The following is a 13888-nucleotide window of genomic DNA, read 5'->3' on the forward strand; positions in this document are numbered from 1 at the left end:
TGGGATCGTGTGGGGAGTAGCCCTTTTCGGGGGGCTGCTCCCCACACGTATTTCCGGGCCCGGTTGGGCTGTTTCTTCACGTCGTGGTGGGGGAGGGCTCTTCAGACCGCGGGAGTCCACCCGAGGTGGGGTGCGACGTGCTCGGCGACGGCGCGTAGCACGCGCTGGTGGACCTCGAGGGAACCCTCCGCGGGGAGCACGATGACGAGACCGTCGGTCTCCTCCGTGACCTCGTCGGCGAGTAGGCTTTCGACGATGTTTTCCGGGTCGCCGCTGAGGATCGAGCTGAACCGCACCGGGAAGGGCGAGGGCTCTTTGGGCAGGCCGTCTCCAGTCATCCCGGAGGTGTACCCCTCGATGAACGTCCGGTGGTCCTCGGCGTCCCTACGGTCGACGAAGGGCAACACGATGCGTCCTGCCGAGACCCGCGGAGAGCGCCGGCCTGAGTGACCCGCGTCCGCGAAGGCCTTGCGGTAGCTGCGGATCTGTCGCGCCTGCACGACGTCGAAGGGTTCACCGGTCTCTTCGCTGTTCAAGGTGGAGACCTGCAGGTCGAACCCCTGCGCCCCGGCGCGCACGGCTGTCCGCTCACTACCGGCGCCGTACCAGAGTCGCTCCGACAACCCGGCGGCGTGCGGCGTGCTGAGCATGTCCCCGCCGCTGGGGATGCCCATGTACTGGGCAGCCGCCTGGGCGATGGGCTCGCCAGCGATCGCACGGCGCAGCACCTCGATGCGGTGCTGGGCCTCCCCGGCGAAACCTCGTTCTGAGGCGCCGTGGATGGGGTCGAGCGCAGCAGCGAGCGGCGGGATCCCGTTGCTCAGCCCGAGTTCGAGACGGCCCCCGCTGAGGAGGTCGACCGTCGAGGCGTCCTCGGCCAGCCGCAGCGGGTCCTCGTAGCGCATCGGAACGACACCGGTGCCCAGGTGGATCCGTCGCGTCACCTGCGAAGCCGCCGCGAAGAACGTCATCGGCGAGGACAGGAACGGCTCGTGGTGCCGGACGCGGACCCATGCCGAGTCGTACCCGAGGTCTTCCGCGTACCGGATGAGCGACAGGCCGTCCTGGAGCGCTCCTGCGGGACCGCCGGAGCCACCGTCCGCGACGAACGTCAGGAACCCGAGCTCGAGCCGTCGGCCGTTGCGGGACATCGCGCCTCCAAAGTGTTTGAGACTTTAACTATACCTCGTCCCGCAGATGCGGGAGCCCCTGAGACATCGGCGGCCCTGACGGTCCGCTTGATCGGTGCCTGTGGACGAGTCGACGCCTCCCCGCCCGATTGCCGGTAGCGTCCGACCTCACCGGTGGAGGAGGAAGCATGCAGTACGGCGTGGCGACCGAGGAGCTCCAACAGTCGGCGGCGACGTTGCGCGCGGACGCCGCCGACATCGGCGCCCTCTCGAGATCGTTGGAGGCGGCAGGCGTAGGCGCGGACGACTGGGTCCTCGGCCGGGCCCAGCGTGCGGCCCAAGCCTTCTTCGACGCCCTGGCCCAGGCCGCCCGAGGCGCCGACAGCGGGCTGCGCGAACTCGGGAACCGTGCCGCGGCCGGAGCCGGTGAGTACGACTCCGTGGAGGGGCGCCTGTTCGCGCGACCGTGAGAACGCGTCAGCCAACCGGGTGGTTCGAGGGTTCAAGGCTTGATGCGGCTCTCCGCGAGGCCGAACTCCATGTCGTGGAAGAAGGACGACACGCCGCCCCGGGGATGCCCCCGACAGCGCACAGCCCTGTCGTGGGACGGCGCGTCCGCGGGCTCCTGCACGGTCTCGCCGTCGGTGAGGCCATCGGGTCGGGAGTCTCGACGAGAGGTGTCCTGCGCCACGGGGTCGCTACCCAGCTGGCCTGCTTCACCGTCGCCGCGAGCATCCGCACCTCTCTGCGCCGGTCGGTGACCGGAGCGGCCGACCCCCGAGCCGACCTGCTCGATGCCTACCGCCGGTGGGCGCGGGTCTGGTCCGCACCCGGACGTTCGAGCACCACCGGTGTCGCCTGGCTCGAAGAGGTTCCCCTCCTCGCCCAGTCCGCTGGTGACCCGGGGGACACCGTCCGTGGACTGGCCACCGGTTCCGGGGGGACCCGCCTCGACCCCGTGACGACGGCAGACGGGTGGCACTCGATCGCCCGCGCCTTGCCGCTCGCGGCGCAGGTCGCTCGCGACCCCGCTCAGGCGGTGGACACCGCGATCGACTCCGCTGCCCTCACCCACGGACCCCGGACCTTCGCCCCGACCGGGCTCGCCGTCCTGCTCGCGGGAGCAGCGCTGCGGACGGGCGACGCCGTGGAAGCGGTCGGCGAGGGGATCAGCGCAGCGATCATGCAGGGCATCGACTTCACCGCCGTCTCGGTGGTCGACGACGCCGTCCGGGCGGCTCGGGAGACCCCGGCGTCCCCGCTCGTCCTGCGGGCCGCTGCGGGCGACGCGAGTTCGTCGTCGACGCTGTGGGGAGCGGTGTACTGCCTGCTCAGCCACCCCGAGGTGACGGGTGCCCGTGCCGCCCTCGCCCTGGCGGGCACGGCACCCCACCCGGTGGCGGTCTCCACGGTCACCGGCGCCCTGGTGGGAGCGGTCCACGGTGAGACCGCCCTCCCGCAGACCGTTCTCACCCGCATCGACCTCGCCTACGTCATCGACCGCTTGGCTCGGGACCTGGTGCGAGAGAACACATCCAATCCCGACGGCAGCTGGGGTGCGGCCAACGACCCGATGTGGCGCGCCCGCTACGGGATCAGCTGAACCTGCCCCCGGGGCATCGGGCAGGCCACCTCCGGTCGACACGGGGCTCGACCGCCGGACACGGGAGGTCGACCGGTGAGGATCACGATCGCGGGCATCGCCACCGAGACCAGCACCTTCGGCCGGCACCGCACCCGCCTTGAGGACTTCCACGTCACGCGCGGCCGGGAACTCCTCGACCGGTACGACTTCGTGACCGGTCCTGCGGACTGGGCTGCGGACGTCGAGTGGGTTCCGCTCGTCCACGCGTACGCGATGCCGGGCGGTCCGGTCGACCCGACCGCCTACTCAGGTCTCGAGACGGAGATCGTCGCGGGGCTCGAAGGCGCGAGGGAGTTCGACGGGGTCCTCCTGGACATCCACGGCGCCATGACCGTCCAGGGCCTGCAGGACGTCGAGACCCGACTGGCCGCCCGGGTCCGCGACGCGGTCGGTGCGAGCGTCCTGGTGTCGGCCTCGATGGACCTGCACGGCAACGTCTCCCGTGACCTCGCCGAGGTCGTCGACCTCATCACCTGCTACCGGACGGCCCCTCACGAGGACGAACGGGAGTCGCGGGAACGGGCCGCCCGCAACCTCGTCGCCCGCACCGGTCACGGTGGTCGACCGCTCAAGGCCTGGGTGCAGGTACCCGTCCTGCTGCCCGGCGAACGCACGACCACCGGGTCGACCCCGCCAAGGCGATCTACGCGGAGGTCCCGAGGTCGAGGCGCTGGACGGCGTCCTCGACGCCGCGGTCTGGGTGGTTTGCGTCTGGGTCGACGAACCCCGTTGCCGCGCAGCGGTGGTCGTCACCGGCGACGACGTGGAGGTCCTGCTCGAGCAGGCGGCCCGGTTGGCCGACAGCTGCTGGAGGGCCCGCGCGGACTTCGACCTCGCCGCTCCGTCGGGAACCCTGGGCGGCTGCCTGGCCGTCGCTCTGACCAGCGACGCCCGACCGTTCCACCTCAGTGACTCCGGTGACAACCCGACCGCCGCTGGGGCCGGGGACGCCTCCTGCGCGTTGACCGTCCTGCTCGCCGACGAGAACCTCGCCTCGAGCGGGGCGAGCGTGGTCCACGCCTCCATCGCCGACCCCGTGGCCGCGCGTGCGGCGTCCGCGGCGGGGGTCGGGGCCGAGGTGGACGTCCTCGTGGGTGGTCGCATCGACATCGCGTCGGCACCCCCGGTGCGGGTCCGGGGCGTCGTGACCGCGGTCGTCACCGACGACCCGCGGGGCGGGATCGTCGCGGTGCTGCGGGTGCGCAACGTGTCGGTGATCGTCGCCGAACGGCGGAGGCCCTTCCCCGAGGAGGCTGACTTCCGGGTGCTCGGCCTCGACGTCCGGAACGGCACCGACGTCGTCGTCGTGAAGATCGGCTACCTGGAGCCGGAGCCGTTCGAGATGGCCGCCGACTGGCGGCTGGCGCTCACTCCCGGCGGGGTCGACCGGGACCTCGTGCGCTGGGACACGTGAACCTCGGCGGTCCGGTGCACCCGTTCCAGCCGCTCGTGGACCCGCCCGACCTGACGCCACTGACCATTCGCTAGGGGTGGCCTGTGCGGGTCCTGAGTGCCAGGGTGGGTCGCGTTCACGCAACGACGCGAGGAGAACCGCATGAAGATCGCGAGAACGACGGCACTGGCCCTGTCCGGGGTCCTCATCGTCGGGCTGACGTCCTGCGCGACGGGGGACCCGACCGCCCCGTCCGGCGCCGACGGCGCACGCCACCGAAGCCTTCACGCCAAGAACGTCATCGTGCTGCAGGGCGACGGCATGGGGATCGCGCACCGCGAGCTCATCCGACTGGCGACCGTGGGACAGAACGCCGAACTGGCCATGGATTCCCTCGACGTCGCCGGGTGGGTGCGCACCGATCCGGCCGACCCGCTCGAGACCGTCACCGACTCCGCCGCGGCGGCGACGGCCTACGCGACCGGTGTGCGGACCTACAACGGCGCCGTCGGTGTCGACGTCGCCGGCAACCCCGTCCCCTCGCTGCTCGAGGAAGCCCGCGACCGGGGCCGGTCCACCGGCCTGGTCACGACCTCCCAGGTGACGGACGCGACCCCTGCCGCGTTCGGGTCCCACGTCCTCGACCGCGACGACCAGAGCGAGATCGCCCGGCAGTACCTCGAGGACTCCCGGCCCGACGTCATCCTCGGTGGTGGCGAGGACCGCTGGCTGCCGGCGGGGGACCCCGGTGCCTGGCCGGACAACCCGTGGACCGACCCGACCGAGCAGAGCTCCGGCACCGCCGGCAACCTCGTCGAACGCGCCCAGGACCTGGGGTACGAGTACGTGAGGAACGGTGCCGAACTGGCTGCCGCCACCTCCCCGAAGCTGCTCGGGCTCTTCGCCAACGAAGAGATGTTCGAGCACCGCAACGAGGGCGAGGGGGCGATCTACGCACCCGCCGTCCCGTTGCGGGACATGGCCGCCAAGGCGCTGGACACGTTGTCCCAGGACGAGGACGGGTTCTTCCTCCTCGTCGAGGAGGAGGGCATCGACGAGATGGCCCACCACAACAACGCGCACCTGACCGTCGCCGCCGGAGCCGCCTTCGACTCCACGGTCGCGTTGGTGCTCGACTTCGTGAAGACCCACCCGGACACGCTCGTCGTCGTCGAGGGCGATCACGAGACGGGCGGTCTCACGATCGAGAACGTCGACGCCGACGACGAGAGCGGTGAGGCGGACTCCCGGGAGGACGGCCCGTTCACCGTCGCCGGGACCGAGCTGCAGTTCACCGTCGACTGGACGACGACCGAGCACACCGGCGCGGCCACCCCGCTGACGGCGACCGGTCCGGGGTCCGCGGCTCTGGGTCGGGTGCAGGACGGGACCGACGTGCACGACGCGATCCAGGCGGCGATGCGCTGACCCGCGGCCGTCCGTTCGTCACCGGCCGAGGAGGTAGACCTTCCGGAGGGTCTCGCTGACCGTCCACGTGGTGCGGGTCCCGGCGGCCAGCCGGCCGACGGTCCCGGGAGCGAGCACGAGGGGTGCGGCGAGGCCCTCGATCGAGACCTCGGCGCGTCCGGCCACGACGACGAACACCTCGTCGGTCTCGACGTCGCGCATCGTGCCCGTGGTCATCTCCCACACCCCGAGTTCCACCCCTCCCACCGTGCCGAGTTCGAGGGAACCTGTGGCGGGCGATCCGTCGACGACCTGCTCAGCACCCACGGTGGAGTTCTCCAGCACGAGTTCTCGGGTGTCCAGGGCGCTGCCCGCGGGGAGTTCCACGGTGCGAGCGTAGACGGACGCACGAGCGCCCGGCCGGAGCAGCGCCCCGACCGGGCGTCCGTGGTCAGCGATGATCAGCGGATGAAGAGCATCTCCTGATAGGTCGCGAGCGGCCAGAGGTCGTCGGCGACGAGGGTCTCGAGTTCGTCGGCGGCCTCGCGGACGGCGGCCATCGCCGGGAGCAGGACGTCCTTCGCGTGCATCGCGGCCTCGACCGGCGTGTGCCCGGCCTCCTCGAAGGCGACGGTCCTCAGGGTCACCAGCGCCTCGCGCAGCGCGGTGATGGGCGTCGTGACCGCCTGCAGCAGCGAGGTGTCCGCCTCGACCCCGGCCGCCGTGAGTGCGGCCACGTTCTGGGCGAGCTGCGTCTGGTAGCGGATCGCGGCGGGCAGGATGCTCGTCCCCGCGACCTCCACGGTCAGCTTCGCCTCGACGGCGATGGCGAGCTCGTACTGTTCGACGGCGATCTCGTAGCGCGAGTGCATCTCGCGCTCGGAGAAGATGCCGTACCTGCTGAACAGTTCCACGGCCTCGTCCGAGATCAGTTCGGGCAGGGCGTCCATCGTCGTGCGCAGGTTCTTCAGACCGCGCGCCTCGGCCTCGGTCTGCCAGTCGTCGGAGTACCCGTCACCGTTGAACACGACCGCCCCGTGGTCGGTGATGATCTGCTCGAGGACCTTCTGCACGGCGTGGTTGAAGTCCTCGCCGGCCGCGACCCGCTCCTCGAGGTCGGTCGCGATGAAGTCCAGCGCCTCCGTCACGATCGTGTTGATGGTGTAGACCGGCGAGGAGATCGACTGCATCGAACCCGGTGCGCGGAACTCGAAGCGGTTGCCGGTGAAGGCGAACGGGCTGGTGCGGTTGCGGTCTCCCGGGTCGGTCGGCAGCACGGGCAGGGTGTCGACGCCGATCGTCATGGTGCCCTTCTCCTTCGAGGAGGTCGCACCGCCCTTGGCGACCTGGTCGAAGACGTCGGCGAGCTGCTCGCCCAGGAAGATCGAGATGATCGCCGGCGGGGCCTCGTTGGCCCCGAGCCGGTGGTCGTTCGTCGCCGAGGCGACCGAGGCGCGCAGCAGGCCGCCGTACTTGTGGACGGCGCGGATGATCGCGGCGCAGAACACCAGGAACTGCGCGTTCTCGTGCGGGGTGTCACCGGGCAGCAGCAGGTTGCCGACGGTCGAGGAGCCGAACGAGAAGTTCACGTGCTTGCCGGACCCGTTGACGCCGACGAACGGCTTCTCGTGGAAGAGCAGTTCCATGCCGTGCTCACGCGCGACGCGCTTCATGGTGACCATGAGCAGCTGCTGGTGGTCGGCGGCGAGGTTGGACCGCTCGAACATCGGCGCGATCTCGAACTGGCCGGGCGCGACCTCGTTGTGCCGGGTCTTGGCGGGGATCCCGACCTTGAAGAGCTCGCGCTCGGCGTGGAGCATGAACGCCAGCACGCGGTCGGGGATGGCGCCGAAGTAGTGGTCGTCGAACTCCTGGCCCTTCGGCGGCTTGGCGCCGAACAGCGTGCGCCCCGCGTTCAGCAGGTCGGGGCGGGACAGGAAGAAGTGCCGGTCGATGAGGAAGTACTCCTGCTCCGGACCGGCGTAGGAGACGATCGTGCCCGGGTCGTCGTGACCGAACAGCCGCAGCACGCGCGCGGCCTGGGTGGCCATCGCCTGCTGCGAGCGCAGCAGCGGGGTCTTGTGGTCCAGCGCCTCACCGGTCATCGAGACGAACACCGTCGGGATGCACAACGTGTTCCCGTTGGGGTTCTCCAGCACGTAGGCGGGGCTGGTGACGTCCCACCCGGTGTACCCGCGAGCCTCGAACGTCGAGCGCAGACCGCCGTTGGGGAAGCTCGAGGCGTCCGGCTCACCCTGGACCAGCGTCTTGCCGGCGAACTCGGCGATCGAGCCGCCGTCGTCGTCGGGTTCGAAGAAGCTGTCGTGCTTCTCGGCGGTGGAGTGCGTCAACGGGTAGAAGACGTGCGCGTAGTGCGTCGCGCCCTTCTCCAGCGCCCAGTCCTTCATCGCCGAGGCGACGGCGTCGGCGATCGCCGGGTCGAGGGGCATCTGCTTCTCGATGGTCGCCATGACCGACTTGAAGACCGCCTTCGGCAACCGCTTCTGCATGACGGCCTTGCTGAAGACGTTCTGGCCGAAGACCTCGCCCGGCGCCTCGGCCGCGATGAGGCTCGGGGTGGGGGCTTCGAAGGCGATGACCGCGTCGATCGCTCGGAGTCGTGCTGCGCTGCCGCTCATGGAGGGCTCCAGTTGCTCGCCTCGGACCGTGCGGGCCCAGAGGACCGCACTCTTGTCGCAGACGCTAGGGCCTTCGAGGACGCCGCAGGTTTCGTCCGTGTGACGAGCGTGTGGCCTGGCGCTGTGAGACCACCCGCTCGTCACTCCGCGTCGACGCGCGGTCAGGGGACGAGGATGGCCCGGCCCCTCACCCGGCCGCCGTCGAGGTCGTCGACCGCGGTCTGGAAGTCGTCGAGGGCGTACTTCACGGTGTGCAGCTTCACCAGACCGCGCGCGGCCAGGGCCATGAGTTCGGTCAGGTCGTTGTACGACCCGACGAGGTTGCCGATGACGTTGATCTCCGCGGAGATGATGTCGATGGTGGGGACGTCGATGTTCTCGCCGTACCCGACGACGTGGTAGTCGCCGGCCTCGCGCAGCATCCTGATCCCCTCAGCCGTGGAGCCGCCCTCGCCGACGAAGTCGACGACGACCTCCGCGCCGCGACCGTCGGTGAGCTCCAGGACCTGCTCGACCTGGGTCCCGTCGGCCACGACCGCGTGGTGCGCCCCGATCGAGCGCGCCAGCTCCACCGCGTCGGGGTTGCGGTCGACGACGATGATCTCGGCCGCGGTCATCGCCGCCAGCACCTGGATCCCGATGTGGCCCAGACCACCGGCTCCGATGACCACGCACCGGTCCACCGGCCGCAACCGCTGGGCCGCTTTGGCGCAGGCGTGGTAAGCCGTCAGGCCGGCGTCAGCCAGGGCGGCGACGTCGGAGGGTTCGAGGGAGTCGTCGATCTTGACGACGCTGCGGGCGGAGGTCTTGAGGTGTTCCGCGTACCCACCGTCGACGTCGATGCCCGGGAAACCCTTGGCGACGCAGTGGACGTCGTCACCCGAACGGCACGCGCGGCACAGTCCGCAGGTGGTGTTCGGGTGCAGGATCACCTTGTCGCCCTCGGCGACGTTGGTCACCGCGGAACCGACCGCGCTGACCCAGCCCGCGTTCTCGTGCCCGATCGTGTACGGCAGGGTGACCCCGGACTTCTGCGCCCACTGCCCTTCGAGGATGTGCAGGTCGGTGCGGCAGACACCGGCCCCGCCGATCTTCACCACGACGTCGAACGGGCTCGTCACCTCGGGTGTCGGGACCTCCTGCATCTGCAGCGGCTGGTGGTACCCCACGACGCGGACGGCTCTCATGGTGCTCATGACGTCGCCTCCCGGCGGACGGTGAGGGGCAGCAGCGGGTGGTCGCCGGGTTCGGAACCCTCGTGCCGGGGAACCTGGTCGGCCGCGGAACCCGGGTAACGGGTGGCGAGCAGGCCCCGGCAGAAGTGCGCGTTGCCGTCGATGGAGATGCGGGTCGAGCGGGCCCGACGGAGTCGCAGCGGGACCTCCGCGCGGGGGTAGGAGTCGCCGTGCTCGTCGACGAGGACCTTGGCGCCGGGTTCCGAGGAGATCCCCAGGGCGACGCGACGACGCAACAACGCCAGGGTGGTCCGCTCGTCCCGGAGGTCGGCGAGCGTCACCTCGCCGAGGTCCTGCTCGCGCAGTTCGGGGTCGGCGCGCAACAACAGGGTCAGGGCCCGTTCCACCGCCGCGGTGTGCGCCTTGCGGCGGAACGTGAGACGCAGTTCCTCCAGGTCCTGCTCGGCCTCGTGCCCGAACGTCCCGCGGTAGCCCGCGTCGGCGGCCAGACCGGCGTTGATGAGGTCGGAGTCGTGGTGGTCGTCGAGCTCCACCACGACCCGCTCGACCCAGAACAGGTCCACCAGGGCGTCCTTGGCGTCGGAGGCCATGAGGTAGGCGAAGTTCGGCGAGCAGAACGACGTGGGCAGTCGCAGGTGGACGCTCACCGACGCGCCGTCGACGTCGACGGAGCGGACGAAACCCAGGTCGGTGATGGGTTCGTCGAGTTCCGGGTCCAGGACGACCGACAACGCGTCGATGACCTCCTGCCGCCGGTCGAGGGTGGTGAGCGTCATCAGGCCACCGCCACGGCCTGCGGCTCCGCCATCGCCGGCGGGTTCGCGACCTGCAGTTCGGCCGGGACGTCGATGCCGTAGACGGCGGCGGCGTTCAGGCCGAGGATCTTCTTCTTCTGGTCCGTGGTCAGCGGCGCGTACTCCGACATGTCCTCGGGGATCTGGAAGTCCACGAACGTCTCGACCAGCCACTTCGGTGTCCACAGCGCGTAGTCGCTGGAGAAGAAGATCCGGTTCTCGTCGAGCCAGTAGAGGAGCTCCCCGATGATCTGCGCGAAGTAGCGCGGCCGGGTGTGCATGAACGGGATCGCGACCGCCAGTCCCGCGTAGACGTTGGGTTCCTGGGTCGCGATCCAGCAGAAGTCCTCGAGGCGCGGCAGCCCGCAGTGCTCGACGATGAAGTTCAGGTCGGTGAAGTCCGTCGCGGCGTGGTCGACGTCGGCGACGTCGAAGGCGTCGCGGTCCAGGGGGCGGATCGTGGGCCCCTTGTGGACGTGGATGTTCTTGATCCCCAGCTCGCGGCAGACCTCGAGGTAGCGGTAGGTCCAGGGGTCGGAGAGCTTGTACCCGCGGGAGTCGCCGTGCCAGTCGGCGGTGTAGAGCTTGACGCCCTTCAGGTGCATCTCCTCCGCGTCCTGGCGCAGCTGGTCGAGGCCGCGTTCGCCGTCGCGCGGGTCGAAGTAGTGGTTGTAGGTCAGCTTGTCCGGGTTGGCCCGGGTGATCGCGAGCGCCTCCTCGGTCTGACCGAAACCCTTCCGGTAGAACTCCCCGAGCCGGGCCGGCTGGAAGATCGCGTGGTCGACGTAGCCGACGTCGAAGAGGTCGTGCATCAGGCGGTCACCGCCCTGGTAGAGGTACTCCTCGTAGGGCCACAGCTCCGAGGCCGGGCTGAGGTTGCGGTGGTAGTCGTAGAAGCAGTCGATGAACTGCTTGCCGTGGACGTTGCGCTGGTTCTCGGGGCGGGCGTCCCACAGCGCGACGTGCGCGTCGAGGATGAAGTACTTCTCGCCGTCCTTGGTGTACATGCTGCTCTCCATCTCCGGTGACGGGGCGGTGCGTGGGCACGACCGTAGGGACGCCGGGGGTCGCTGCGGTGGTTCCGGTGTCTCACTTTGAGACGGCGACCCTCGTGCGGGCGGGTGCCGAGGTCGTACGGTGGGGCCACCACGAGGGAGGTGGGCGTGAGCGACGAGGCTCGACGGCAGGAGACCGGACGCGTCGACCCGCGCCCGGTCCGCGGCGGGGTCCGGGTCGACGACCGGCTGGCCGCGTCCTGGCGGCGCAGCGAGGACTACGGCGTGCGCACCGGGGACGTCGAACCGGTCTTCTCCGGGACGTGGGAACGGGAGTCGCTGTTCTACGAGTGCGGCCGCCAGGTGCTGACCGAGCTGCACCGCACGCTCGTCGACGAACCCGTCAGCCTCATGCTCACCGACGCCGACGGCCTCGTGCTCAACCGGCTCTCGGGCGACACCTCGCTGCTGCGCAGCCTGGACGCCGTGCACCTCGCCCCGGGGTTCGCGTTCTCCGAGCGCGAGGCCGGGACCAGCGGGCTGGGGCTCGCGCTCGCCGACCGGTTGCCGACCGTCGTCCGCGCCGACCAGCACTACAGCGCCAGCCTCGTCGGCTACACCTGCGCCGCCGTCCCCGTGCTCGACCCGCTGAGCGGCCGGCTCGAGGGCAGCGTCAACATCACCACCTGGGCCGAGCAGCCCGGGAAGCTGCTGCTCGCCCTCGCGCAGTCCGCGGCCGGCGCGACGTCGGCCCTCATGCTGGCGCGTTCGCGCGGCCGCACCCCACGTCCCGCCCCGCGCGGGGAGGTGTTCCACGTGCAGCACGGGACCCTCGAGCCGGGCAGCGGGACGGTCGAGGGCCTCTCCCGGGCCTGGCGCGAGGCGTTGGCGCAGTGCGAACGCTCCGTGCGCGAGGGGCGGGTCGTCGTGGCGGTCGGGGAACGCGGAGCCGGTCGCTCGACCCTGCTCGCCCAGGCGGTCCGCCGGGTCCGCCCGCGCGACCGGATCCTGTCGGCGAGCCCACCCGCTCCGCAGGACCTCGAACGGTGGCTGGCGCTGTGGTCACCGGAACTCGGCAAGGCCGACACCGCCGTCGTCGTGTGCGAGGTCGACCACCTCCCGGCCCGGGTGGCGGAGGAACTGCACGACCTCATCGCCGCCGCCCGCACGCTGCGCCCGGACCTGCCCGTCGTCCTCACCGCCGAGGACCTCGCGGAGGTCCCCGCTCCGCTCGCTGCGCTCGTCGACGCCGTCGTGGCCGTCCCGCCGCTGCGCGAGCGACCCTCCGACGTCCTCCCGCTCGCCGCGCACGTCGTCCGGCACACCCGCGGCCGCGACCTCGAGATCACCCCCGCGGCGGCTCGGGCCCTGGAGAGCTGCTCCTGGCCGGGCAACGTCGACCAGCTGCACACCGTGGTCAGGCGCGCCGCGCTGCAGGCGGACACGATCGACGTGCGGCACCTCCCCGCCGAGGTGTTCAGCGGGTCCTCGCACCGGCTGAGCCGGCTGGAGACCATCGAGCGCGAGGAGATCGTGCGCTGCCTCACCACGCCCGGGATGAGCGTGAAGCAGGCCGCCGAGGAACTCGGGATGAGCCGCGCGACGATCTACCGGAAGGTCGCGCAGTACGACCTGCACATCCCCCGCTGACGTCGCCGGTCTCCTGCGGGTGGGGCGCTCCGCGCTCTCGTGACAACCTGGGAGCGTCCTGGACGCACGTCCGGGGTGTTGACGACGGAAGGATCCCGCGCGTGAGCGGTGGACTCGTGGCCCTGCTGGACGACGTGGCGCTCATCGCCCGGGCGGCCGCCGCCTCGATGGACGACATCGGCGCCGCAGCCGCCAAGGCCGGCGCGAAGGCGGCCGGGGTCGTGGTCGACGACGCGGCCGTCACCCCGCAGTACGTCCGGGGTCTCACCCCCGACCGTGAACTGCCGATCATCAAGCGGATCGCCATCGGGTCGCTGCGCAACAAGTTGCTGATCATCCTGCCGGTGATCCTGCTGCTCAGTCAGTTCGCGGACTTCCTGCTCACCCCGATCCTCATGCTCGGGGGCGCCTACCTCAGCTTCGAGGGCGCGGAGAAGGTCTGGGCCAAGGTCAGCGGTCACGGCTACGGCGCGGACGAGGGACCCAAGGACGAGAAGACCGTCGTCGCCGGCGCCATCCGCACCGACCTCATCCTGTCCGCGGAGATCATGGTGATCTCGCTCAACGAGGTGTCCGACCAGCCGTTCTTCGCGCGTCTGGTCATCCTGATCATCGTCGGCGTGCTCATCACGCTGCTCGTCTACGGGGCGGTCGGGCTGATCGTGAAGATGGACGACGTCGGCCTGAACCTCGCGCGTCGCGACGGCGCCGGCGTCGCCCGGTTCGGTCGCGGCCTGGTCGCGGCGATGCCGAAGCTGCTGACGTTCCTCACCGTCGTCGGCACGGCCGCGATGCTGTGGGTGGGCGGGCACATCCTGCTCGTCGGGACCGACGAACTCGGCTGGCACCCCGTCTACTCCTTCGTGCACCACCTCGAGGAGGCCGCGCACGACGCGACCGGCGCCCTCGGCGGTGTCGTCGGCTGGTTGGTGAACACGTTCTCCAGCGCGGTGATCGGGCTCGTCGTGGGTGCGGTGATCGTGCTCGTCCTGTCCGTCACGGTGCACCGCAAGAAGGCGCACTGACGCGGACCGCCGCG

General features: G+C 70.7%; 11 protein-coding genes and 1 pseudogene. 6 read left to right on the forward strand and 6 right to left on the reverse strand.

The features are described 5' to 3' along the window. Positions 1–101: 101 nt before the first annotated feature. Entirely contained in the window at positions 102–1151 is a 1050-nt protein-coding gene (locus ACFQ46_RS06880; protein ID WP_380258510.1) for an LLM class flavin-dependent oxidoreductase, read from the reverse strand. Between the two features lie 167 nt (positions 1152–1318). Here ACFQ46_RS06880 and ACFQ46_RS06885 point away from each other — a divergent pair, with 167 nt between their 5' ends. The 4 genes and pseudogenes from ACFQ46_RS06885 (at position 1319) to ACFQ46_RS06900 (ending at position 5596) form a co-directional block, all read left to right on the forward strand. Then, on the forward strand, positions 1319–1600 hold the full coding sequence (locus ACFQ46_RS06885) for a hypothetical protein (protein WP_380258512.1): 282 nt from the start codon (positions 1319–1321) through the stop codon (positions 1598–1600). 131 nt (positions 1601–1731) lie between these two features. Next, complete coding sequence (locus tag ACFQ46_RS06890; protein WP_380258514.1) at positions 1732–2733, forward strand: ADP-ribosylglycohydrolase family protein; 1002 nt, start codon at positions 1732–1734, stop codon at positions 2731–2733. Positions 2734–2808: 75 nt separating this feature from the next. After that, a pseudogene (locus ACFQ46_RS06895) lies at positions 2809–4263 on the forward strand (M81 family metallopeptidase). A gap of 67 nt (positions 4264–4330) precedes the next feature. Continuing rightward, positions 4331–5596: an alkaline phosphatase gene (locus ACFQ46_RS06900; RefSeq protein ID WP_380258516.1), complete on the forward strand. Its 1266-nt coding sequence runs from the start codon at positions 4331–4333 to the stop codon at positions 5594–5596. A gap of 18 nt (positions 5597–5614) precedes the next feature. Here ACFQ46_RS06900 and ACFQ46_RS06905 read toward each other — a convergent pair whose 3' ends face one another. The 5 genes from ACFQ46_RS06905 to ACFQ46_RS06925 form a co-directional block, all read right to left on the reverse strand. Continuing rightward, on the reverse strand, positions 5615–5962 hold the full coding sequence (locus ACFQ46_RS06905) for a cupin domain-containing protein (RefSeq protein WP_380258518.1): 348 nt from the start codon (positions 5960–5962) through the stop codon (positions 5615–5617). A 74-nt stretch (positions 5963–6036) separates the two neighbouring features. Beyond that, positions 6037–8214 (reverse strand): glutamine synthetase III, encoded by a 2178-nt coding sequence (locus ACFQ46_RS06910; RefSeq protein ID WP_380258520.1) that lies wholly within the window; start codon positions 8212–8214, stop codon positions 6037–6039. A gap of 161 nt (positions 8215–8375) precedes the next feature. Next, positions 8376–9401, reverse strand: coding sequence for an NAD(P)-dependent alcohol dehydrogenase (locus ACFQ46_RS06915; RefSeq protein WP_380258613.1), 1026 nt, complete (start codon positions 9399–9401; stop codon positions 8376–8378). A gap of 5 nt (positions 9402–9406) precedes the next feature. Continuing rightward, positions 9407–10186 carry an iron-sulfur cluster assembly protein gene (locus ACFQ46_RS06920; RefSeq protein WP_380258522.1) on the reverse strand — a complete coding sequence of 260 codons (780 nt, stop codon included), beginning with the start codon at positions 10184–10186 and terminating at the stop codon, positions 9407–9409. Next, positions 10186–11211: an amidohydrolase family protein gene (locus ACFQ46_RS06925; protein ID WP_380258524.1), complete on the reverse strand. Its 1026-nt coding sequence runs from the start codon at positions 11209–11211 to the stop codon at positions 10186–10188. The genes ACFQ46_RS06920 and ACFQ46_RS06925 overlap by 1 nt, the downstream gene beginning before the upstream one ends. Positions 11212–11367: 156 nt before the next feature. On the opposite strand from ACFQ46_RS06925, the gene ACFQ46_RS06930 reads away from it, so the two are divergent. Together ACFQ46_RS06930 and ACFQ46_RS06935 are read left to right on the forward strand one after the other, a co-directional pair. Next, positions 11368–12849 (forward strand): helix-turn-helix domain-containing protein, encoded by a 1482-nt coding sequence (locus ACFQ46_RS06930; protein ID WP_380258526.1) that lies wholly within the window; start codon positions 11368–11370, stop codon positions 12847–12849. A 101-nt stretch (positions 12850–12950) separates the two neighbouring features. Then, a complete protein-coding gene (locus ACFQ46_RS06935; RefSeq protein ID WP_380258528.1) occupies positions 12951–13874 on the forward strand; it encodes a DUF808 domain-containing protein in 924 nt (307 codons plus the stop codon). Positions 13875–13888: the final 14 nt, after the last annotated feature.

The sequence above is a fragment of the Kineococcus sp. GCM10028916 genome, assembly GCF_042674865.1.
Classification (GTDB): Bacteria; Actinomycetota; Actinomycetes; order Actinomycetales; family Kineococcaceae; genus Kineococcus.